The sequence below is a fragment of the Streptomyces incanus genome, from assembly GCF_042656345.1.
Lineage (GTDB): Bacteria > Actinomycetota > Actinomycetes > Streptomycetales > Streptomycetaceae > Streptomyces > Streptomyces incanus.
The window spans coordinates 68,137-89,044 of the sequence record NZ_JBHSPC010000100.1 but is presented as its reverse complement, the minus strand read 5'-3'; the positions used below and the strand labels follow the sequence as shown (position 1 = coordinate 89,044).

The window sequence follows — 20,908 nt, the reverse complement described above, 5'->3', positions numbered from 1 at the left end:
TGAAAGGCGTACCGATCAGGGAGCCAGGGAGAAGTAGTTCTCCTCCTCCTGCGTGAAGTGCAGCCGCAGCACGGTGTGCAGACCGTACAGGCAGGCGCGCAGGTCCTCGATCTGCTCGGACTTCAGTGCGCCCTGCGCTTCGGCGAGTGCCACGTGGGTGGCCACCCGCCCGGAGAGCCGTTCGATCTCGACGTGGGCGCGGCTCATGGTCGCCGTCGCCTCGGGGCCGCCGAGCGCGGGTCCGAGAGCCGGATAGAGCTGGTGCTCCTCGGCGTACTCGTGCGGCAGCAGCCGCTCGGTGAGCAGCCGGTTCACCTCGCGCACCGACTCCAGGGCCTGCGCGTCCCGGCCGGGAGCCGAGAGCCGGGCCGCCGCGTCGCGCACGGCCTGCAACACGTCTTGCAGGTCCTCGTGCTCGGCCGCGAAGCGGTGGATCAGGGCCTCGGCGGCGGGTTCCAGGGCGGGCCGGACCCCTTGGTCCACGCGCAGGGCGCGCAGCGCGTTGAGGATGACCGCCACGTCGATTCCCTCCTGCAGCAGGGCGCCGACCGCCGGCGGCAGCAGTCCCATGGCGGCCGCGCCCATGGCCACCAGGGACAGCAGCATGCCGCCGAGGGCGCTCTGCACGGCGATGCGGCGCGCCCGTACGGCGATCGACGTGGCGTCGGCCAGTCGGTCCACGCGGTCGGTGGTGAGGACGATGTCCGCGGCCTCGGAGGATGCGGTGGAACCCCGCGCTCCCATCGCCACACCGACGTCCGCGGCGGCGAGCGCGGGCGCGTCGTTCACCCCGTCGCCGACCATGACGGTGACCGCGCGCTCGCGTTCCGCGCGGACCGCGGCCACCTTGTCGGCCGGCGTCAGTTCGGCCCGTACGCCGTCGAGTCCGAGGACGGCGGCGATCTCACGGGCGGGTTCGGGCCGGTCGCCGGTGAGCATCACGATCCGCTCGATGCCGGCCGTACGCAGCCGTCGCAGGGCCCGCGGCGCGTCGTGGCGCAGCGGATCGCGCAGCAGGACGGCCCCCACGGGGCCGCCGTCGACGGTGAGCCAGGCGACGGCGGCCCCGTCCAGCAGCGCCCGGTTCTCCACCGTCCCCGCCCAGTCCGGGACCGGCACACCGGGCTCCAGGCGGCCGACGGCCGTCCTGCGGCCCTCGACCACGCCGTGCGCGTCCCGGCCGGCCTCCTCCGACACGTCGGTCGCCGCCGACGGCTCCAGCCCGCGCTCACGGGCCGCGTCGACGATGGCGTGGGCCAGGACGTGCGGTGAGTACTGGTCGACGGTGGCCGCCAGCCGCAGCACCTCGGCGGGTTTCCAGCCGGGGCCCGCGGTCACGTCGAGAACGCGCGGGCGACCGCCGGTGAGGGTACCGGTCTTGTCGAGCAGCAGCGTCCGGGCCCGTCCCAGGCGCTCCAGGGCGCCACCGTCCCGGACCACCACACCCAGCCGGGACGCCCGGGACAGTCCGGAGACGATCGCCACCGGGGCGGCGAGCAGCAGCGGGCACGGGGTGGCGACCACCAGCACCGCGACGGCGCGCACCGCGGAGCCGCTGAACAGCCAGGCCAGCCCCGCGGCCGCCACCGACAGGGGCAGGAACCATGCCGCGTAGCGGTCGGCCAGGCGGACGACGGGGGCAGCCTCCGCGCCCGCCTGCCGGGCCAGCCGCACGATCCCGGCGTAGGCGCTGTCCTGCTCGGTCGCCGTGGCCCGCAGATCGAAGGCCCCGCCCGCGTTGACGACTCCGCTGCGCACCGTCTGCCCGGACACCCGTTCCACCGGCGCCGACTCTCCCGTGAGCACCGACTCGTCGAGGACGGCCGCCGGGCCCACCACCTGCCCGTCGACCGGAACGACCTCGCCCGCGCCGACGACGAGCAGGTCCCCCACGGCGACCTCGGCGAGGGGGACCGGACGGACCTCGGTGCCGGTGCGCCGGCGGGCGGTGCGGGGCGCGTGTGCGAGCAGCGCACGCAGGTCGTGGGAGGCACGACGCTGGGCGGCGGCCTCCAGCGCGCGGCCGGTGGCCAGCATCAGACCGATCAGCGCCCCGGCGAGATACTCGCCGACGGCCAGGGTGCCGCCGAGTGCCAGGACCGCGATGAGGTCCACGCCGGCGTGACCGCGCCGCAGCGCGGCCACCACCCAGCCGACCGCGGGGGCGACGGCGGAAGCCGTGCCCAGCGCCCAGCACAGGTCGGCGGTGTCGGTTTTGCCCAGCAGCCAGAAGATGCCTCCCGCCGCCAGCGCCGAGGCCGTGACAGCCAGGAGAACGGGTTCGAGCCAGGACGTCGCCGTCTGTGCTGAGGCAAGTCCGGGCACCGGCTTCTCCGCGGCGGCCCGGCGGGAGTGGCCGGCGCGGTTGACGTGACTCATGGCAGTCCTCACCGTCGGCGGGTTCGCGGCGGGGAGCAGCCGGGGACGACGCCGCCCACCCGGCCGGTCCACGGATCGGCCGCGCGGGTACTCCCCTGCCTCGCGTCCAGGATCCGACGACTCATCGGGTGGATCCAGGGCCGCATGGCCCCCATCCTCCTCGTCCGGATCCCGGCCCGCCACGCCCAAGGCCCGTCACGGTGCTCCCCGCCGGGAAGCCAGAGGTGCAGCGCGCAGCCGGCCGGATCGGGCGATGGCGAGTACGCGTGGGTGCGGTGAGCAACCCGGGTGAGGAGACCACTTCCCCCGCCCGGCGTCTGTACCCGCCCGGTCAGGGTCCGGGCGGCGGCAGGCCGGCCGCCGCGGGTGCCGCGGGTACTGCCCCGCCGTCTTGCACCGTGAACGCCGTGGGGCATCGCTCTGCCTGATCTCCACCCTCGAGCCGGAGACTTCCTGGAGGGCGCGCCCTCGACCAGCACCACGAGCACACCTCTACCTCAGCCGCGCCCGAACCCCGGCAGACCGCTCGGTGAGCGGTCGGCCCGCGAGAGACGCCGGTCGTCCTGCACGCCGGCCCTCCCACCAAGCCCTGAACCCGGCCGCACCCGGCCGCAGCCCTCGGCATCCGCTGAAGGAGGCCCGCGACGAGCGCGGTGCCCGGTCGCGGTACCTTCGGCGGCGGGGTCGAGGGCTTCGGGATCTCCCACAGCCCGTCCGGAACAATCCAACTTCACGTACCCCGCCCCATGATGAGCCCAACGGCCGAACCCCCACGTAGGACGCGGTCCAAGTCGCGACATGCTCCGGCCTGACAGCTGACAGCTGACAGCTGACGGCTCTTGACTGAATGCGTGAGGGCGTGGGATCCGGCTGGGTGACCCGCTTTGCGTACGGACGGCGCACCGCCCTCCGTCATGCCGCCGGATGCGCATCTCTGGCGGTGTGGCGATGGTTCCCGCAGCGTGGAGAGCAGGGGAGGACCGGCCCGGTAGGCACGTACGCCGAAGGAGAGGTGGGACGTATGGACAAGGACGCCTCCGAGCGCCGGGTGGTGGTCGGTGTCGACGGGTCGCAGTCCTCGTACGAGGCCCTGCGGTGGGCCGTGCGCTACGCCGGTCTCGTCGGAGGCACCGTGGACGCGATCGCGGTGTGGGAGCTGCCGGGTCTGTACGGCTGGTCGGCGCCCGCCGTGGACATGGACGTCGACGAGGAGGAGACCCGGCAGAAGATGAGCCGGGAGCTGACCAACGTGCTTGGCGCGGACACGGCCGGCTCGGTCCGGAGCCATGTGGTGCACGGCAATCCCGCCGACGTCCTGCTGCGGGCCGCCGAAGGAGCCGAGGTCCTGGTTGTCGGCAGCCGGGGCAGAGGCGGATTCGCGCGCGCCCTGCTCGGCTCCGTCAGCCAGCACGTGTCCCAGCACGCGAGCTGCCCGGTGGTGATCGTGCGCTCCGAGAAGCAGTGACCCCCGAAGCAGTGACCTGCGGCTCGGGGCGGTACAGGGCCCCGGGTCACCGGAACGCCGCGGTCGTCCGGGCCGAGTACGGCACCCCGTTCGAAGAGGTCGTACGCCTGCCGGCCGGGCACCGGATCAGCGGGCTGCCCGTGGTCGACGAGGACGAGCAGGTCATCGGTGTCATCTCGGAGACGGACCTGATGACGCGCCAGGCCCGGTGCGTGATGACCGGACGACTCACCGGTGGCCACCGACAGGCAGACGGACCGGCCGCCCTGCCTGCCGCTGATCACGGAGTGGCAGGACAGGGCGGGATCCCCCGTCCCCGGCGTGCAGCCGGTGCCGGAGGGGCGACAGCGGCCACCAGCCGTTCGAGCGCCCGTGAACCTCGACCCACCCGGGTTGGAATCCCCCTCTTTTAAGAGGTGGAGGATGTCAACTTTCTGATGTCCGTCGGGCACAGGGGTGCCGCTGAGGTGGCGCCCGGCAGTCCGCGCCCGGGGTGATACGGGGTGCGGTCCGGTCAGGCGTCGATGATGACGGGGATGATGAGGGGTTTGCGGCGGTAGGTGCGGAACGCCCAATTGGCCACGGCGCGGGCGACGAGCTGTTCGAGCTGGTGCGCGTCGCCGACGCCCTCCTCGGCGGCGGTGGCCAGCGTCTTCTCGATGACGGGGACGACGGGTTCGAACGTGGTCTCGTCGTGGACGAAGCCGCGGGCCAGGAAGTCGGGTGCCTCGGCCAGCGCGCCGGTGTCGGCGTCCACGATCGCCACGACCGTGACCACGCCTTCCTCGGCCAGGGTGAGGCGGTCCTTGAGGGATGCCTCGGTTGCGCCGCCGACCTCCATGCCGTCCACGTAGACGTTGCCCGCGGGCACCTTGCCGGTGATGGACGCGCGCCCGTCGACGAGGTCCACGACCACCCCGTCCTCGGCGACGACGACCCGCTCAGGGGCGACTCCGGTGCGGATGGCGAGGTCGGCGTTGGCCCGCAGGTGGCGCCACTCGCCGTGGACGGGCATGACGTTGCGGGGCTTGACGATGTTGTAGCAGTAGACGAGTTCGCCGGCGCTGGCGTGCCCGGAGACGTGCACCTTGGCGTTGCCCTTGTGGACGACGTGGGCGCCCCACCGGGTCAGCCCGTTGATCACCCGGTAGATGGCGTTCTCGTTGCCGGGGATGAGGGAGCTGGCGAGCAGGACGGTGTCGCCCTCGCCGATGCGGATCTGGTGGTCGCGGTTGGCCATCCGCGACAGCGCGGCCATCGGTTCGCCCTGCGATCCGGTGCACACCAGGGTGATCCGGTGGTCGGGGAGCTTCTCCAGTTCCCTCGTGCTCACGACCAGGCCGGAGGGGATCTTCAGGTAACCCAGCTCGCGGGCGATGCCCATGTTGCGGACCATCGAGCGGCCCACGAACGCCACCTTGCGGCCGTGCTGGTGGGCGGCGTCCAGGACCTGCTGGATGCGGTGCACATGGCTGGCGAAGCTGGAGACGATGACCCGCCGGGGCGCGGTACGCATCACCTGCTCGATCGCCGGATTCAGTTCCCGCTCGGAGGTGGTGAAGCCGGGCACTTCGGCGTTGGTCGAGTCGGTGAGGAACAGATCCACACCCTCCTCGCCCAGGCGGGCGAAGGCGCGCAGGTCGGTGATGCGGTCGTCGAGGGGGAACTGGTCCATCTTGAAGTCACCGGTGTGCAGCACCAGCCCGGCGCCGGTACGGATCGCCACGGCGAGGCTGTCCGGGATGGAGTGGTTGACCGCGACGAACTCGCAGTCGAAGGGGCCGAAGCCCCGCCGGTCGCCCTCCTTCACCCGTACCGTGCGCGGCCGGATGCCGTGCTCCTTGAGCTTGGCCTCCAAGAACGCCAGCGTCAGCTTCGACCCGACGACGGGAATGTCGGACCGCTCACGCAGCAGATAGGGCACGCCCCCGATATGGTCCTCGTGCCCGTGGGTCAGGACGACGGCTGCGATGTCGTCCAGACGGTCCCTGATCGACGTGAAGTCGGGCAGGATCACGTCCACTCCGGGCTGCGTCTCCTCGGGGAACAGCACCCCGCAGTCCACGACGAGCAGCTTGCCGGCGTGCTCGAAGACGGTCATGTTGCGGCCGATTTCGCCCAGGCCGCCCAAGGCGGTGACCCTCAGCCCTCCTTCGGGCAGTGGCGGGGCGGCTTTGAGTTCGGGGTGCGGATGGCTCATACCTTGACGTTAGCGGAGGCGTTCCCGGCGGGCCGCTCCACGTCCGTGTTCTTCGGTGCCGCAGTCTCCGACCTCGGCGTACGGCTGCTGCTGGACGCCGTCGTCGCCCTCGCTCCACCGCCCGGTCCACGCAGGCCCGCCCGGCACTCGTCGTCCTCGCCGCCCTGCCGATCGCCGCCGCACTCGCTGTCCTGTTGGCCAGGTCCCCGCACACGGCCATGGACACCACACCGGGCCGACCGGAGCCGCCGTCATGACGGTTCGGACGTACTGGGAGCTGCTCCCCCCGCACGCGACCTGTCCGTTTGACGGCCCAGGGGGCGCGGTGACGCCGGTGGTGGGACCGGCTCCTGCCGGGATTCCGACCCGGTTTCCGTCTGTGGGCCAGGCGTTGCGATGACCGCGGGCAGATGCTCGGAGCCGACGGACCGGTGCGCGCTCGACGGGGCGGCCGGATGCAGGACGACCAGCTATGGGGCCATGGCGTTGCGCGGGCGGCCCGGGCACGTGCAGGGCGGAGGGACGCCCTGGTCGGTTAGGGTCCCCTCGTGGCGGACGAAGCGGCTCCGTCCCAGTGAAATTGATTGGTCCGGGGCGCGTCGCGGCTGTGAAGCAGGCGACTGATGCGTCCCTGTTGTGCCCTGATGTGCCCTCGCGATGGGTGATCTGGGTAAAAGTGCAGGTCAAGGGCGCGTTCGGGGAGTGCAATGCGATTGAGAGTGGAGTTCACGACCGAGCCCTTCGATCTGGACGAGGCGCCCGCGCATGCGGTGGTGGCCCGGGAGGTCGTGGAGGGGGCCGCGCTGGACTCGGTGGACGTCGGGCCGTTCGGGAACACCGCGGAGGGCGGTGCCGACGTGGTCCTCGCCGCCGTGGACGCCCTGCTGCGCCGAAGCCTGGAGGCCGGCGCGACCCGGGTCTCGCTCCAGGTCAACGTGGTCGCGGAGGCCGAGGGATGAGCGGCGGGGCGGACGAGCCGTTCATCGCCGCCGTCAAGCCGCTCGTCGACGCCATGGGCGGGCGGCTGCTCCCGCCCGACGAGGCCGGTCCTGACGACATCGTCCTCGCCTGGGAGGGCACCGACGCCGTCGCCGTGCGCCTGCCCCGGCTCGCCGACTCCCTCGAGCACATCCTCGCCGCGCTGGAACGCCGGCACGGCAGACCCCTCGCCGACCTGGACCGCAGGGCCAAGCAGGAGATCGTGCGGAGCCTGGAGGCGCGCGGCGCCTTCACCGTCCGGCACGGTGTCGAGACGGTGGCGGGCGCGCTCGGCGTCAGCCGCTTCACCGTCTACAACTACCTCAACCGGGAGAAGGGCTCCTGAAGGCCCCCTGAAGGGCTTCCGGTGAGCTTCTGCCTGGTTCCTGAGGGGGGCAGACGGGCTTGCGGCCGGTCTGCGAGGGCCGCCCAGCCCTCCCGTTCTTCAACAAACTGTTGACGTAGCGGCCCGGGGCGGCGTTAGCTGTTCGCACGCCCGTTCCGCAGGAGGGTCGGTCCCGGCCGGGGGAGGTTTCCGTGACGTCCGCTTCCACGCCGCAGGGCCTGGCCCGCTTCAACGTCCTGGAGGAGCACGCGGCCCTCGCCGCCCTCCACGAGGTGTGCGCCTCCACCGCGTGGGCCCGGCGGCTGCTCGCCGGCCGCCCGTACACGACCGCCGGTGATCTGTACGCCGCCGCCGACGCCGCCACGAGCGTGCTGACCGCGGCGGACCTCGACGAGGCGATGGCCGGGCATCCGCCGATCGGCGGACCCCGGCCCGGTGACCCGGCCTCGGCGCGGGAGCAGAGTGGCATGGCCTCCGCGTCGGACCGGCTCAAGGCGGAGATGCTCGAGCTGAACCTCGCCTATCAGGAGAAGTTCGGCCATGTGTTCCTCGTCTGTGCCACCGGCCGGACCGGCGAGCAGATGCGCGACGCGGCCAGGGAGCGCATCGGCAACACGCCGGAGCGGGAACGCGAGACCGTCCGCACCGAACTGGGGAGGATCAACCGCATCCGCCTGGCCCGGCTCGTCGAAGCGGACCGACGGCCCCGACCTCTCTAGGAGCAGTGCCCGCATGAGCACCGAGACCACCGCCTCCGTCTCCACGCACATCCTGGACACCAGCGTCGGCCGCCCCGCTCGGGACATCGCTGTCCAGCTCTCCGCCCGCTCGGGCCGGCAGGCGCGCTGGCAGGCGCTCGGCGGATCCGCGACCGACGCGGACGGGCGGTGCAAGGACCTCCCTGCGCTGCCGGAGGGCACCACCCACGTACGGCTCGACTTCGCCGTGGAGCCGTACTTCGAGCCACATCCCACCGACAGGCGAGCCGCGGCCCAGCAGGACGCCCCCGCGCATCGGGACAGCGGCACCGGAGTGTTCTTCCCGGAGGTGGCGATCACGTTCGCCGTCGTACCGGGCGAGCACTACCACGTACCGCTGCTGCTCAACCCGTTCGGCTACTCCGTATACCGAGGGAGCTAGCAGACATGCCCACGATTCTCGGCCAGAACCAGTACGGCAAGGCGGAGAACCGCGTCGTCAGGATCACGCGGGACGGCGCCACCCATCACATCAAGGACCTGAACGTCTCCGTCGCCCTCTCCGGCGACATGGAGGACGTCCACCACTCCGGCTCCAACGCCAACGTCCTGCCGACCGACACCACCAAGAACACGGTGTTCGCCTTCGCCAAGGAGTACGGCATCGAGTCCGCCGAGCAGTTCGGCATCCACCTCGCCCGGCACTTCGTCACCTCCCAGGAACCCATCCACCGGGCCCGCATCCGCGTCGAGGAGTACGCCTGGGACAGGATCGCGACCTCCGGCACCCACCAGCGGGAGCACGGCGCACACTCCTTCGTCCGCAAGGGCCAGGAGACCCGGCTGACGCAGGTCACCTACGACGGAGAGCGGTGGGAGGTCGTCTCGGGCCTGAAGGACCTGACGGTGCTGAACTCCACCGACTCCGAGTTCCACGGCTTCGTCAAGGACAGGTACACGACCCTGAAGGAGACCCGGGACCGCGTCCTCGCCACCTCGATCGCCGCCCGATGGCGGTTCAACTGGACCGACGACGCACAGCCGATGCCCGACTGGGAGACGTCCTACGAGCGGACCAGGCAGCACCTGCTCCAGGCCTTCGCCGAGACCTACTCCCTGTCCCTCCAGCAGACGATGTACCGGATGGGCGCGCAGATCATCGAGCACCGTGAGGAAATGGACGAGGTGCGCTTCTCCCTCCCCAACAGCCACCACTTCCAGGTGGACCTGGAACCCTTCGGACTCGACAACGACGGCGCGGACGGCGCCGTGTACTTCGCCGCCGACCGCCCCTACGGCCTGATAGAGGCCACGATCCTGCGCGACGGCTGCGAGGCGCTCATACCGGCGGATCTCACCAACCTCTGAGCACGAGAACGACGTGGAGAGACGAACCCATGGAAGCAGTCCAGCGCATCGTCATCGAGAACTGCGCGATCGCGACCGTCGACGCGCAGGACACCGAGTACGCCTCCGGGTACCTCGTCCTCGCCGGCAACCGCATCGAGTCGCTCGGCGCGGGCAGGGCCCCCGAGGGCCTGGAGAACGTCGTCCGCCGCATCGACGCCACCGGGCATCTGGCGACGCCCGGCCTGGTCAACACCCACCACCACTTCTACCAGTGGATCACCCGGGGCCTGGCCACCGACCACAACCTGTTCGACTGGCTCGTCGCGCTGTACCCGACCTGGGCGCGCATCGACGAGCCCATGGTGCACGCCGCCGCCCGGGGCTCCCTCGCGATGATGGCCCGCGGCGGTGTCACCACCACCATGGACCACCACTATGTGTTCCCGCGCGGCTCCGGTGACCTGTCCGGCGCCGTCATCCGCGCCGCCCGCGACATGGGCGTGCGCTTCACCCTGGCTCGCGGTTCGATGGACCGCAGCGAGAAGGACGGCGGACTGCCCCCGGACTTCGCCGTCGAGACGCTCGACGGCGCCCTCGCCGCGACCGAGGAGACCGTCCGGCAACACCACGACACCTCCTTCGACGCCATGACCCAGGTCGCCGTGGCACCCTGCTCCCCGTTCTCCGTCTCCACCGAACTGATGCGACAGGGAGCGCGGTTGGCGCGCAGTCTCGGCGTACGACTGCACACGCACGGGTCGGAGACGGTGGAGGAGGAGAAGTTCTGCCACGAACTGTTCGGGATGGGCCCGACCGACTACTTCGAGTCCACCGGCTGGCTCGGCGAGGACGTGTGGATGGCGCACTGCGTCCACATGAACGACTCCGACATCGCCGCCTTCGCCCGGACGAGGACGGGCGTCGCCCACTGCCCCTCCTCCAACGCCCGCCTCGCCGCCGGGATCGCCCGCGTCCCCGACCTGCTGGCGGCCGGCGCTCCGGTCGGCCTCGGCGTGGACGGCACCGCGTCCAACGAGTCCGGCGAACTGCACACCGAACTGCGCAACGCCCTGCTCGTCAACCGCCTCGGCCCACACCGCGAGGCTGCCCTGACGGCCCGTCAGGTACTGCGTCTGGGGACCTACGGAGGAGCCCAGGTCCTGGGCCGGGCAGCGGAGATCGGCTCACTGGAGCCGGGCAAGCTCGCCGACCTGGTGCTGTGGCGGATGGACACCCTCGCCCATGCCTCCATCGCCGACCCGGTGGCCGCGCTGGTCCTCGGGGCGGCGGCACCGGTCACGGTGTCGTTCGTGAACGGCCGGCAGATCGTGGAGGACGACCGGCTGCGCACGGCCGACGAGGACGAGATCGCCCGCACCACCCGCGCGCAGGCCCGGCGGCTGGCCGCGATCGCGGCGCGGGACTGACCGCGACCGCGGGTCCGGAACGCCGAACGGGCCCGACCGAAGTGTGCCGGGCGGGCCCGTGAGGCCCATGACGGACTCCGTCTCACGCCAGGGCCGCCCCCACCTCGTCGCGCAGCCGGGGCAGCATGTCGTGGAAGACCCCGGGGCAGAGGGTGTCGCCGTAGTCCTTGTGGCCGTAGAGCCGCGTGGCGGGGATGCCGTAGCGCGCGCAGGTGTACGCGCACAGCGTGACCAGGACCTCCCACTGCGCCTGCGGTGGTGTCGCGCCCGCCTGGTACGAGCCCTCATTGGCGATCCCCATGGCCTGGTTGTTCTGTCCGGAGGTGTGGGCGCCGAGGACGAAACCGGTCCCGCCCGCGAGGGCCTGAAGGCTGCCGTGCCTCCCCTCGGTGACCCAGCCGCCCCGGCTGACCAGGAAGTGGTAGCCGGTGTCGACCCACCCGTTGTCGTCCATGTGCAGGTCCTGGACCCAGTGGGCGTGGGTGTGGGCCTGCGCGCGGGAGAAGTTCGTGGTGTTGGCGCTCACCGTGTGGTGGACGATGATCCGGCTCGGCCGGTACGAGAGCCGGCTGATGGTTCCCCGCGGGGAACGGGCGCCCCAGGCCGCGGTGGTGTCGATGTCCGGCTCGATGACCCCGGTGCCCTGTGTACGGGCGGAGCTCTGCGCGCGGGCGGCGCCCGGCAGCGCGGCGACGGCGGCCAGGCCGGCCGCCCCGGCGAGCAGGAGGCGGCGCCGGAGCGCGTTCTCGGCGTTCACGAGCACTCCTTGGAGGAGGGGGTGGGGGGAAACGGTGGAGCCGACGGGATCGGTCGTCGGCTCCACCGCGTGTTCACGTGCTCGGACGTGCTGAGGTGCGGACGTGCGGGCGTGCTGAGGTACTGACGTGCTCGGACGTTCGGGATGCGTCGCGACCGACGTGGCGAGGGGGTGTCAGCCCGCGCTTTCCGTACGGGTCGCGCCGGTTGGGGTCACGTGTTGTTGGCGAGGGCCAGGAGCCGGTCCCGCGAGCCGTTGAACTGGTTGCGGTCCACGGTGCCGGCGACGCCGCCGACCGAGCCGGTGCTGGTGTACTGCCACACCGTCCAGGTCGGGAAACCGCTCGGGAGGGTCGGCGAGGTGGTGGTCCAGTGCGCCACCCACAGCGGGCTCTTGGCGGACATGCCGGTCCAGTTGCCGGTGCAGGTGTTCCACCAGCTCGCGGTCGTGTAGATCACCGCGTCTCGCCCGGTGCGCGACTTGTACGTGGTGTGGAAGTCGTCGATCCAGGTGCGCATCTGAGTGGTGGACAGGCCGTAGCACATCGCCCCGTAAGGGTTGTGCTCGATGTCCAGGACACCGGGGAGCGTCAGGTTGTCGCGCGACCAGCCACCGCCGCTGGAGGCGAAGTAGTTCGCCTGGGTCGCGCCGTTGGAGGCGTTGGGGAGTGCGAAGTGGTACGCGCCGCGGATGACGCCGGCGTTGTGGGCGGCGGGATAGTTGGTGTTGAAGCTCGGGTCCTTGTGGCCGGTGCCCTCGGTCGCCTTCATCCAGGCGAACTGGATGCCCGAATTGCGCACCGAGGTCCAGTTGATGGCGCCCTGCCAGTGCGAGACGTCGATGCCCTGGACGCCGTCGGTCGGGGCCATGACGCCCATCGACGGCTCTTCGGCGGGGACGTCGTCGTGGATCCGGGCGCCCACACCCATGTAGGCGTTGCCCGGGGTGATGTCGGTGCGGTCCGGGGCGGGCCGGGGTGCGGCGGTGGCACCGGGGGCGGAGGTCACGGTCAGGGCGAGTGCGGCGCCGAGGACTCCGAGCGCCGTGGCGATCCGTCTGCGAGGGCCGGTCAAGCGGTGGGGGAACGAGGACATGGCTGCCTCCTGTGCACATGTGGGGATGAGAGAGGAGGTGACGTCGGCCGGTGCCACCTTGGGCGGATCCGTGCTTTTTGACGTGCGCGCGTCACGAGTTTACGCACGTAGATTCCGTGCCTGTAAAGAGCTTCCGGCCGCCGCTGGAGGTCTGGTCCAGTGGCGGTCCGGACGGCCAGCGGCGTTGCCGTCCCCGCGGCGGAAACTTTCACCGGGTGAAAGCGGAAGAGGCCTTTGCGCCACGAGCGGCCTGCGGCGACGAGGCCGACCCGACACCTTTGACACGGAGGCCGGCTCCGACCGGAACGACGTGTGGCCGTACCGGGAGTTGAACTCCCGGTACGGCCACCATGCCGTCGGTCGGTTTGCCGGAACCCGTTGGTTCCGAGGGTCCTACAGCCCGAACAGGCCCGGTTCCTCGGCCAGCTCCCGGAAGATGTCCTGCGGGCTCGGCACCAGCTTGCGCAGCTTGAGGTCCAGCACGCCGCCGACCGCCGTGATCTCGGCCGAGACCGTGCCGTCCGCCTTGGTGATGACCTGCTCGATGCGGAACGTCTTGCCGGTGCTCCAGGCGAAGGCGCAGCTCACGTCGACCTCGTCGCCGGCGAGCAGTTCGCGCTTGTAGCGGATGGTCGTCTCCAGGGCGACCGGTCCCACGCCCCGTGCGGCGAGCACGGACTGGGTGATCCCCGCTTCATGGAGCAGCGCCCAGCGCGCGTGCTCCGCGTAATTGAGGTACACCGCCTGGTTGAGGTGGCCCTGCACATCGGTCTCGTATCCGCGCACGGTCACCCGGACGGAAAACGGCTCGCTCACTGCGTCCCCTTCGCACCTGCTCGATTCGCTGCACTCACCACCGATCCTGGCACGCGCCCTCATACGCGCCGCGGAGAGGCCAGCACATAACGCGCCCGCGTCCTGGGCTCCGTGTACTCCCCGACCTGCCAGCCGGCCTCCTCCAGGGTGGCCGCGCAGGCCCGCAGCGCCTCGCCGTCCGGCTCGTGGACGGCTACCGCCTCCGGCTGCGGCGTCTCCCGCACCCGGTACCCGCCCGCCTCGGTGTCCTCTCCGGCGGGACGGTGTCCGGCAGCCTCCAGGGCGAGCGCGGCGGCCTGCACCAGATGGCCGCGCTCCCAGCCGCAGGGCCGGTCGGTGGCACCGTCCGTATGCGACATGCGCCGCAGCTCCAGCAGTCCCTGCCACGCACTCCGCACCTCACGTACGCGTGCGGCCCCGCCCTCGGCCGCACCCTTCTCCCCGCCGACCCGAGCGGCGAAGACTCCGCCGGAGGTCCCGCTGCCGGAGGCCCTGCTACCGGAGGCCCCGACCTCCGGCTCCGGGCCGCTCTTCCCCTCCGCGTCGTCCTCCCCCTCCCGTATCCGGTGCCCCGCCGGCGTCAGGAAATGACCGTGCGGCGCACGGGGGTGCCGGAACGCGAGCCCTCGCTTGACCAGCCCCGCAAGCTGGGCCTCGGTCCCCTTGAGCCGCCCGCTGACCGGATCGGCCGCCTGCACCACCCGCCGCAGCCCCGCGCCCAACGCTCTCGTCACCGCACCCACCCCCGGTCCCCGACCGCCCGGCCGGCCTTTCCGGCCCTTTCGAAGACTACGACCGAACACCGACACTCCCGGCGTCCGGAGCTTCGGCGCGATACGTGCCGCTCCATGAGCCGGCCGTAGAATTCCGCTGTGGAGAACTCAGATCGTACGTCGCGGCCCGGAGCGAAACCGGGGAGCGCGGGCGGCAAGCCCGCGCAAGGCCTGGAATCCGTGGAGAACGCCCTCTCCCTGCTGCTCCTGCTCCGCACGCAGGGGCGCGTGCGGCTGAGCGAGGCCGCCGACGAGCTGGGTGTGGCCAGGTCCACGGCCCATCGCCTGCTCTCCACCCTGCGCGGTCGCGGCTTCGCGGTGCAGGGCGCCGACAAGGTGTACCGGCCCGGCCCCACGCTCTACCGCCTGGGGATGTCCCAGCGCTCCGAGTACGACCTCGTGGAAACCGCCCGGCCGCACCTGCTGTGGCTCAACGGACAGCTCGGTGAGACGGTGCACCTGGCGGTCCGGGCCGGGGCCGAGGCGCGCATCCTGCACAGCATCGAGGGAACGCACGCGCTGCGCGTCGGCAGCCGCACGGGCGTGAGCCTGCCCGCGCACCTCTCCGCCGGCGGCAAGGCACTCCTCGCCGACCTGGGCGTCTCCGAACTCGCCGACATCTACGGCACCCGGCGCACCGCGCAGGCGGACACCGACCCCGAGACACTGCACCGCACGCTCGAGACCGTCCGCAGGCGGGGCTACGCCGTCAATATCGGAGGTACCGAGCGCGGCATCTCCGCGGTGGGCGCCGCCGTGCGGGAGCCGGGCGGCCGCGCCGTGGCGGCGATGATCGTCTCGGCCCCTTCGCTGCGCTTCACCCGCGCCCGCCTCGGCGATGCGGCCGCTGTGCTGGGGGAGGCGGTACGCCGCATGGAGGCGGCACTCTGAGCCGGCGGCCGGTGTCCTCGCACGCACGCGGCCGAAGCGGGGAGGCAGGATACGGCGGCAGGCCCGTAGTGCAAAGAAATGCTCCGCCCTGTACCGCAGAGCGGAACTACTGGACAGTTTCATTGCTCTCTGCGTAACAGGGCTGCTTCCATTCTGGTCACCGATGGGTCATTCGCTTGTCGCCGGGAGGACACCGGGGTCTGCGGAGCCGCCCACCGTGTCGGTGCTCCGCATCGCGGCCCGCCCGGCTTCCTTTCCCCCCACCTCTCCGCGACAGGACGTGGCCGCATGACCACTGATGTTCAAGCACCCGCTCCCGCCCGCGCTTCCGCCCGGCCCCCCGCTCCGGACCCGACGGACCGTCGCACCCGCGCCCTGACCCGTGCGGTCGTCGCCCTGTGCACGGCGGCGATCACGGTCGAGGGGTTCGACCTCATCGTCTACGGCGTGGCGATGCCGTCGATGCTCGCCGACTCGAATCTGGGCCTCGACAAGTCCCTCGCCGGAACTCTCGGCAGCCTCGTCTACATGGGCATGCTCATCGGCGCCATCGTCTGCGGGCCGCTCGCCGACCGTCTCGGCAGGCGTCGGCTCGTGCTGGCGTCGGGAGTGATCTTCACCCTGTTCACCGTCGGCTGTGTCGTCGCCGCCACGCCCTGGCAGTTCGGTCTCTTCCGGCTGCTCGCCGGCATCGGCATGGGCGGTGTGATGCCGTCCTGCGTGGCCCTCGCGAAGGAGTACGCGCCGCGCGGGCGCTCCGCGCTGGTGGCGACCATCGTCCTCGCGGGCGTTCCGGTCGGCGGTGTGCTCGCCGCGCTCACCGCCGCCGCGTGGGGCGATTCCCTCGGCTGGCGCGGCCTGTTCGGTGTCGGCGCGGCGCTGTCGACTCTGGTGTTCGCCAGCGCGTACGCCCTGCTGCCGGACTCGCGGCCCGGAGCGGCCGGCGCCCCCGACCCCCGAGCCACTCCCTCGACGGTGTCCGTCGGCAGCCCCGCGTCCGGCGGAGGCCTCGCGTCCGGCGGGCCGACGGCCGAGGCGAAGAACCCCTCACCGGCCCGCTCCGTGCTGTCGGACGGCCGCGCCCGCACCACCGTGCTGTTCGTCGTCGCCAACTTCGCGGTGCTCCTGGCCTGGTACGGCCTGAACACCTGGCTGACCCAGCTGATGCGCGAGATGGACTACCCGCTCGGCTCGGCACTGCAGTTCACGCTCGTGCTTAATCTGGGTGCCGTGATCGGCTCGTTCGCCATCGCCGCCGTCGCCGACCGGATCGGCCCGCGCTTCGTCACCATCGGCAGTGCGGCGCTCTCCGCAGTCGCCGTCGTCGGCCTGTCGTTGGGCGGCAACACCGTCGTGGTCCTCTGTCTGACCGCGCTCGCCGGTGTCGGTGCCCATTCGTCCCTGACCGTGCTCAACGACTGGGTGGCGTCCAGCTACCCGGCCTCGATCCGGGCCACGGCCCTCGGCTACGTCTCGGGCTTCGGGCGCGGCGGCGCGATCGTGGCGCCGCTGCTCGGCGGCTGGATCCTGACGGCCTCTCTCGGCCCGACCACGGTCTTCTACGTCTTCGCCGCAGCCGCCGCCCTGAGCGCCGCGGCCCTCCTCGCCATCCCCCACCGCCGGGCCTGACACCCCCGCCGCGAAGCGCGACGCCCCGTCTCCAGCAGGAGGCGGGGCGTCCTCGTCGGGTGGGAGGAGCCTCACCGCCGAAGACCCGGCCGGACCGTAGGGTAAGCCGCGCCCGGCCGCGCTACTGCCGGTATCCGCTCAGGAAGCGGCCGATGCGACCGATCGCCGCCTCCAGGTCCTCCGCTTGGGGAATGCGGAAGTGGTCGGGTCACCGGCGTCCGGAGGCGTACGGCAGGAAGGCGGCCCACTGCTGGGGGGCGAAGGTCAGGCGGGGACCGCGTATGTGCTTCGAGTCCCGGACGTGGATGGTTTCGGGGGCAAAGGCGATCTCGACGCACTCGGGGCCATCGTTCGTGCTGTAACTGCTCTTGAACCACTCCAGCGCGGGACCGTTCCCGGACGGGCGGTTGGTCATCAGGTCTCTCCCAGCACTTTCTCGATGAAGGCCAGCGACTCACGGGGTGTGAGGGCCTGGGCCCGGATGATGCCATAGCGGATTTCGAGGACTTGGACCTCTTTGGGATCGGAGATCAGCCGATTGATCAGCTGGACCTCGATGTGGCTCACGGTGACCCCCTCCTTCAGCCGCAGCAGTTGCAGCGCCCCTGCGAGTCCAGCGTGGTCCTCGCGATCCGTGGGCAGCACCTGGATCTCCACGTTTCGCCGCCGACCGACCTGCAACAGGCGTTCGAGCTGCTTCCGCATCACCATTCTGCCCCCGAGCGGGCGGCGCAGCGTCACTTCTTCCTGGACAAAGCTGAAGACGGGAGCAGACTGCTGGTCGAAGATCTTCTGTCGCGCCAAGCGGGCCTCGACGAGCCCGTCCACATGATCCTCGGTGTACGGAGGCCGCCGCATGCCATAGATGGCCCGTGCGTATTCCGGCGTCTGGAGCAAGCCGTGCACGACGTGATTCGCGTAGGCGCATAGCTCGACCGCCTCGTCCTCCAGCTTGGCCAAGTCCCGTACCTTCTTCGGAAACCGTGCCTTCTCCACATCATTCTTCAGCCCCGAGATCAGGCCGCCCGCTTCCAACACTCGGTCCGCCGCGTCGAGGAAGGACTCCGTCGGCGCCCGTCGTCCGCGCTCGACGGACGACACCTGCTCCTCGCTGTACCTGATGGCCGTTCCGAGACCGGCCTGGGTCATGCCCTCCCGCTCCCGGCACATCTTGATGACCCGCCCGACGGTCCGCAGAACGGCCGCCGACTCCTCGTCCGCGCCGTAAGGTTCCACGCTCATGTCCTTGCACCTCCATGTGCCACTCGTGCTCAACTCGCCGCCGGTGCGGGGCGTCACGCGTCGCGGCCCGGACAGAGCCGTACAGCGGGCGTGCGGTGACGTCGTGCTGTGGGGCCGCACCGGTCTCACCAGCACCCACCTGACTCCGCGTGCCGGGGAGCACCGCGACCGGCCCGGGCAGGTGATCGCGCGGGGCCGGCCTGCTGGTCACGCAGCCGGTGGAGCGGGGCGCGCTGCCCCGGTTGCGCGCCGCGACCGACCCCGGTGTGCGGGGCGGCCAGTTCTTCGGACCGTCCGGATTCGGGGAAACGCGCGGCCGGGTCACCGAGGCCCGACTCAGCCGGGAGGCGGCCGATCCGGCCGTGGGCGGGCGGCGCTGGGCGGTGGCCGAGGAACTGACGGGCGTCAGCTAGCTGTGAGCCGTCGCCGACCGGAAAGGGCCGCGAAGGCAGTCGGTGTGGGGCGAGGCCGTCCTGGGGCGAGATGGCGAGGACCTCGCCGGGACCTCGCCCTCCCGCGTCCCCCGCAGGGGCGCCTAACCCATGAACTCGGTTTGCTGGTAGGGCGTCCACCAGCTGAGCAGGCCCCAGATCCCGAGGGCGAGGGCGCTCGCCGCGATCACGGCCGCGAGCCAGGGGCGGCGCAGCGCACGCAGGGTGAGCAGCCAGGCGGCGAGCGGGACGAGCGCGCCGCCGGCGGCGATGAGCGGGAGGTCGACGTAGAGGACGCTCAGGTCCCGGTGCATGCCCTCGAACCCGCCGTCGACGCTGACCCGTGCCCGCGGCGCCCAGGCGAGCACCGCGACCACGGCGCCCACGGCCGCCAGGAAGATGCCCGCACAGCCCTGTCTTTCGTCTCTCATACCTTGATCCGACGCGGTCGTTCCGTCGGCGGTTCCCGCGTGCCCTACTGCCGGTATCCGCTCAGGAAGCGCCCGATCCGGCCGATCGCCGTCTCCAGGACGTCCGCGTGGGGGAGGGTCAGGATGCGGAAGTGGTCGGTGGTGGGCCAGTTGAAGCCGGTGCCCTGGACCACCTGGATCTTCTCCCGCAGGAGCAGGTCGAGGACGAACTTCTCGTCGTCGTGGATCTTGTGGACCGCCGGATCGATGCGGGGGAACGCGTACAGGGCGCCCTTGGGTTTGACGCAGCTCACGCCGGGGATGTCGTTGAGCATCCGCCAGGCCGTGTCCCGCTGTTCATGCAGCCGGCCGCCGGGGGCGGTCAGCTCGTGGATGGACTGGCGGCCGCCGAGCGCGGCCTGGATGGCGTACTGGGCGGGCGCGTTGGCGCACAGGCGCATGGAGGCCAGCATGGTCAGGCCCTCCAGGTAGTTCTTCGCGTGCTGCTTGGGGCCCGTGACCACCAGCCAGCCGGAGCGGAAGCCCGCCACGCGGTACGTCTTCGACAGCCCGCAGAAGGTGAGGACGACCAGGTCGGGGGCGAGCGCGGCGGCCGAGTGGTGCACGGCGTCGTCGTAGAGGATCTGGTCGTAGATCTCGTCGGCGAGGACCATCAGGCCGTGCCGGCGGGCCAGATCGAGGATGCCCTCGACGATCTCCTTCGGATAGACCGCGCCGGTCGGGTTGTTGGGGTTGATGATGACCACGGCCTTCGTACGGTCCGTGATCTTAGACGCCATGTCGTCCAGGTCCGGGTACCAGTCGGCCTGTTCGTCGCACAGGTAGTGGACCGCCTTGCCGCCCGCGAGGGTGGTCACCGCCGTCCAGAGGGGGAAGTCGGGGGCGGGGATGAGGACTTCGTCACCGTCCTCCAGCAGTGCCGTGACGGCCATCGACACCAGTTCGGACACGCCGTTGCCGAGGAAGACGTCGTCGACGTCGACCTCCATGCCCAGGGCCTGGTAGCGCTGGGCCACCGCACGGCGGGCGGAGAGGACGCCCCGCGAGTCGGTGTAGCCGTGCGCCCGCGGCAGCATCCTGATCATGTCCTGGAGGATCTCCTCCGGCGCCTCGAAGCCGAACAGGGCCGGATTGCCGGTGTTCAGGCGCAGCACACTGTGCCCCGCCTCCTCCAGCGCGTTCGCGTGCTCGATGACCGGGCCGCGGATCTCGTAACAGACCTCGCTGAGCTTGCTCGACTGCCGGAACTCCATGCGCCGCTTCCCCTCACGCCGTTCTCGTGTTGCTTGGTTTTACCAAGTGACCACTTGGAAAGTCCAACACCTTGTCTACACTGCGTCGCATGTCACCTCGCCGAAGCTACGACCAGTACTGTTCCGCCGCCCGCGCGCTCGACGCCGTCGGTGACCGCTGGACCCTGCTGATCGTCCGCGAGCTCCTCGCCGGCCCGCGACGCTACACCGACCTGCACGCGGACCTCCCCGGCGTCAGCACGGACGTACTGGCCTCACGGCTGAAGGACATGGAACGCGAAGGGCTGACCACCCGGCGCAGGCTGCCCCCGCCCGGTGCGGCCTACGTGTACGAACTCACCGGCCGGGGACGCGCGTTGCTGCCCGTGCTGCAAGCGCTCGGCGCGTGGGGGCAGGCGTCGCTGGGAGAGCGGCGGCCCACCGACGCGGTGCGGGCGCACTGGTTCGCGCTGCCTCTGCTGCGCGCCCTGGACGCCGTGGACGTGGGGGAGGGCGCGGGTGGGGGCGGCCTGGTCGAAGTCAGGCTGGAGGAGGGGAAGTTCCACCTGCGCGTCGGCGCCGAGGGCGGGCCGGTCTACGGTGACGGACCCGCTCCCGGCGAACCCGACGCCACGCTGGTCCTCGACACCGGCACCTGTACGGCGATCAGCCGCGGGGAGTCGACCGTCGCCGACGCGGTACGCGACGGGCGGGTCGTGGTGAGCGGCGACGGCACGCTCGCCAAGGTGCTGAGGGAGGCGTGAGGGGA

21 protein-coding genes and 1 pseudogene are annotated in these 20,908 nt (G+C 71.5%); 12 read left to right on the top strand and 10 right to left on the bottom strand.

What is annotated here, in order from left to right:
- Nucleotides 1–15 precede the first annotated feature (15 nt).
- Nucleotides 16–2,379, bottom strand: a complete 2,364-nt coding sequence (locus ACFP2V_RS29105; protein ID WP_381218277.1) for a heavy metal translocating P-type ATPase — start codon at nucleotides 2,377–2,379, stop codon at nucleotides 16–18.
- A 1,021-nt stretch (nucleotides 2,380–3,400) separates the two neighbouring features.
- On the opposite strand from ACFP2V_RS29105, the gene ACFP2V_RS29100 reads away from it, so the two are divergent.
- Nucleotides 3,401–3,844, top strand: a complete 444-nt coding sequence (locus tag ACFP2V_RS29100; RefSeq protein ID WP_381218276.1) for a universal stress protein — start codon at nucleotides 3,401–3,403, stop codon at nucleotides 3,842–3,844.
- An 11-nt stretch (nucleotides 3,845–3,855) separates the two neighbouring features.
- Nucleotides 3,856–4,050, top strand: a pseudogene (locus tag ACFP2V_RS29095) (CBS domain-containing protein); the annotation flags it as partial.
- A gap of 308 nt (nucleotides 4,051–4,358) precedes the next feature.
- On the opposite strand, the gene ACFP2V_RS29090 reads toward ACFP2V_RS29095, so the two are convergent.
- A complete protein-coding gene (locus ACFP2V_RS29090; RefSeq protein ID WP_381218275.1) occupies nucleotides 4,359–6,044 on the bottom strand; it encodes a ribonuclease J in 1,686 nt (561 codons plus the stop codon).
- Between the two features lie 707 nt (nucleotides 6,045–6,751).
- On the opposite strand from ACFP2V_RS29090, the gene ACFP2V_RS29085 reads away from it, so the two are divergent.
- The 6 genes from ACFP2V_RS29085 to ACFP2V_RS29060 all read left to right on the top strand — a co-directional run bounded on the left by ACFP2V_RS29085 (nucleotide 6,752) and on the right by ACFP2V_RS29060 (nucleotide 10,843).
- Complete coding sequence (locus tag ACFP2V_RS29085; protein WP_381218274.1) at nucleotides 6,752–7,003, top strand: YkoF family thiamine-binding protein; 252 nt, start codon at nucleotides 6,752–6,754, stop codon at nucleotides 7,001–7,003.
- Entirely contained in the window at nucleotides 7,000–7,368 is a 369-nt protein-coding gene (locus tag ACFP2V_RS29080; RefSeq protein ID WP_381218273.1) for a helix-turn-helix domain-containing protein, read from the top strand. Before ACFP2V_RS29085 ends, ACFP2V_RS29080 begins: the two co-directional genes overlap by 4 nt.
- 191 nt (nucleotides 7,369–7,559) lie before the next feature.
- Nucleotides 7,560–8,087: a 2-oxo-4-hydroxy-4-carboxy-5-ureidoimidazoline decarboxylase gene (uraD, locus tag ACFP2V_RS29075; RefSeq protein ID WP_381218272.1), complete on the top strand. Its 528-nt coding sequence runs from the start codon at nucleotides 7,560–7,562 to the stop codon at nucleotides 8,085–8,087.
- 13 nt (nucleotides 8,088–8,100) lie between these two features.
- Nucleotides 8,101–8,508 (top strand): hydroxyisourate hydrolase, encoded by a 408-nt coding sequence (gene uraH / locus ACFP2V_RS29070; protein ID WP_381218271.1) that lies wholly within the window; start codon nucleotides 8,101–8,103, stop codon nucleotides 8,506–8,508.
- 5 nt (nucleotides 8,509–8,513) lie between these two features.
- Entirely contained in the window at nucleotides 8,514–9,434 is a 921-nt protein-coding gene (gene pucL, locus ACFP2V_RS29065; RefSeq protein ID WP_381218270.1) for a factor-independent urate hydroxylase, read from the top strand.
- Between the two features lie 29 nt (nucleotides 9,435–9,463).
- A complete protein-coding gene (locus ACFP2V_RS29060) occupies nucleotides 9,464–10,843 on the top strand; it encodes an 8-oxoguanine deaminase (RefSeq protein ID WP_381218269.1) in 1,380 nt (459 codons plus the stop codon).
- An 82-nt stretch (nucleotides 10,844–10,925) separates the two neighbouring features.
- On the opposite strand, the gene ACFP2V_RS29055 is transcribed toward ACFP2V_RS29060, so the two are convergent.
- The 4 genes from ACFP2V_RS29055 to ACFP2V_RS29040 form a co-directional block, all read right to left on the bottom strand.
- Nucleotides 10,926–11,600 (bottom strand): peptidoglycan recognition protein family protein, encoded by a 675-nt coding sequence (locus ACFP2V_RS29055; protein WP_381218268.1) that lies wholly within the window; start codon nucleotides 11,598–11,600, stop codon nucleotides 10,926–10,928.
- A gap of 212 nt (nucleotides 11,601–11,812) precedes the next feature.
- A complete protein-coding gene (locus ACFP2V_RS29050) occupies nucleotides 11,813–12,694 on the bottom strand; it encodes a lysozyme (protein WP_381218267.1) in 882 nt (293 codons plus the stop codon).
- Between the two features lie 393 nt (nucleotides 12,695–13,087).
- Nucleotides 13,088–13,510: an acyl-CoA thioesterase gene (locus ACFP2V_RS29045; protein ID WP_381218266.1), complete on the bottom strand. Its 423-nt coding sequence runs from the start codon at nucleotides 13,508–13,510 to the stop codon at nucleotides 13,088–13,090.
- A 59-nt stretch (nucleotides 13,511–13,569) separates the two neighbouring features.
- Nucleotides 13,570–14,244 carry a hypothetical protein gene (locus tag ACFP2V_RS29040; protein WP_381218265.1) on the bottom strand — a complete coding sequence of 225 codons (675 nt, stop codon included), beginning with the start codon at nucleotides 14,242–14,244 and terminating at the stop codon, nucleotides 13,570–13,572.
- 138 nt (nucleotides 14,245–14,382) lie between these two features.
- Here ACFP2V_RS29040 and ACFP2V_RS29035 point away from each other — a divergent pair, with 138 nt between their 5' ends.
- Both ACFP2V_RS29035 and ACFP2V_RS29030 read left to right on the top strand, forming a co-directional pair.
- Nucleotides 14,383–15,174, top strand: a complete 792-nt coding sequence (locus tag ACFP2V_RS29035) for an IclR family transcriptional regulator (protein ID WP_381218264.1) — start codon at nucleotides 14,383–14,385, stop codon at nucleotides 15,172–15,174.
- A gap of 288 nt (nucleotides 15,175–15,462) precedes the next feature.
- Nucleotides 15,463–16,803: an MFS transporter gene (locus ACFP2V_RS29030; RefSeq protein ID WP_381218263.1), complete on the top strand. Its 1,341-nt coding sequence runs from the start codon at nucleotides 15,463–15,465 to the stop codon at nucleotides 16,801–16,803.
- Between the two features lie 208 nt (nucleotides 16,804–17,011).
- On the opposite strand, the gene ACFP2V_RS29025 is transcribed toward ACFP2V_RS29030, so the two are convergent.
- Entirely contained in the window at nucleotides 17,012–17,218 is a 207-nt protein-coding gene (locus tag ACFP2V_RS29025) for a DUF397 domain-containing protein (RefSeq protein WP_381218262.1), read from the bottom strand.
- The gene (locus ACFP2V_RS29020; protein ID WP_381218261.1) at nucleotides 17,218–18,045 is read right to left on the bottom strand and encodes a helix-turn-helix domain-containing protein; all 828 of its coding nucleotides are present in this window, start codon (nucleotides 18,043–18,045) and stop codon (nucleotides 17,218–17,220) included. The genes ACFP2V_RS29025 and ACFP2V_RS29020 overlap by 1 nt, the downstream gene beginning before the upstream one ends.
- A gap of 242 nt (nucleotides 18,046–18,287) precedes the next feature.
- Between ACFP2V_RS29020 and ACFP2V_RS29015 the strand changes: the two genes are divergently transcribed.
- Entirely contained in the window at nucleotides 18,288–18,458 is a 171-nt protein-coding gene (locus ACFP2V_RS29015; RefSeq protein WP_381218260.1) for a hypothetical protein, read from the top strand.
- Nucleotides 18,459–18,580: 122 nt separating this feature from the next.
- Here ACFP2V_RS29015 and ACFP2V_RS29010 read toward each other — a convergent pair whose 3' ends face one another.
- Nucleotides 18,581–18,907, bottom strand: a complete 327-nt coding sequence (locus ACFP2V_RS29010) for a hypothetical protein (protein ID WP_381218259.1) — start codon at nucleotides 18,905–18,907, stop codon at nucleotides 18,581–18,583.
- Between the two features lie 44 nt (nucleotides 18,908–18,951).
- Nucleotides 18,952–20,160, bottom strand: a complete 1,209-nt coding sequence (locus tag ACFP2V_RS29005; RefSeq protein WP_381218258.1) for a pyridoxal phosphate-dependent aminotransferase — start codon at nucleotides 20,158–20,160, stop codon at nucleotides 18,952–18,954.
- 89 nt (nucleotides 20,161–20,249) lie between these two features.
- On the opposite strand from ACFP2V_RS29005, the gene ACFP2V_RS29000 reads away from it, so the two are divergent.
- Nucleotides 20,250–20,903, top strand: a complete 654-nt coding sequence (locus ACFP2V_RS29000) for a winged helix-turn-helix transcriptional regulator (RefSeq protein WP_381218257.1) — start codon at nucleotides 20,250–20,252, stop codon at nucleotides 20,901–20,903.
- Nucleotides 20,904–20,908 lie beyond the last annotated feature (5 nt).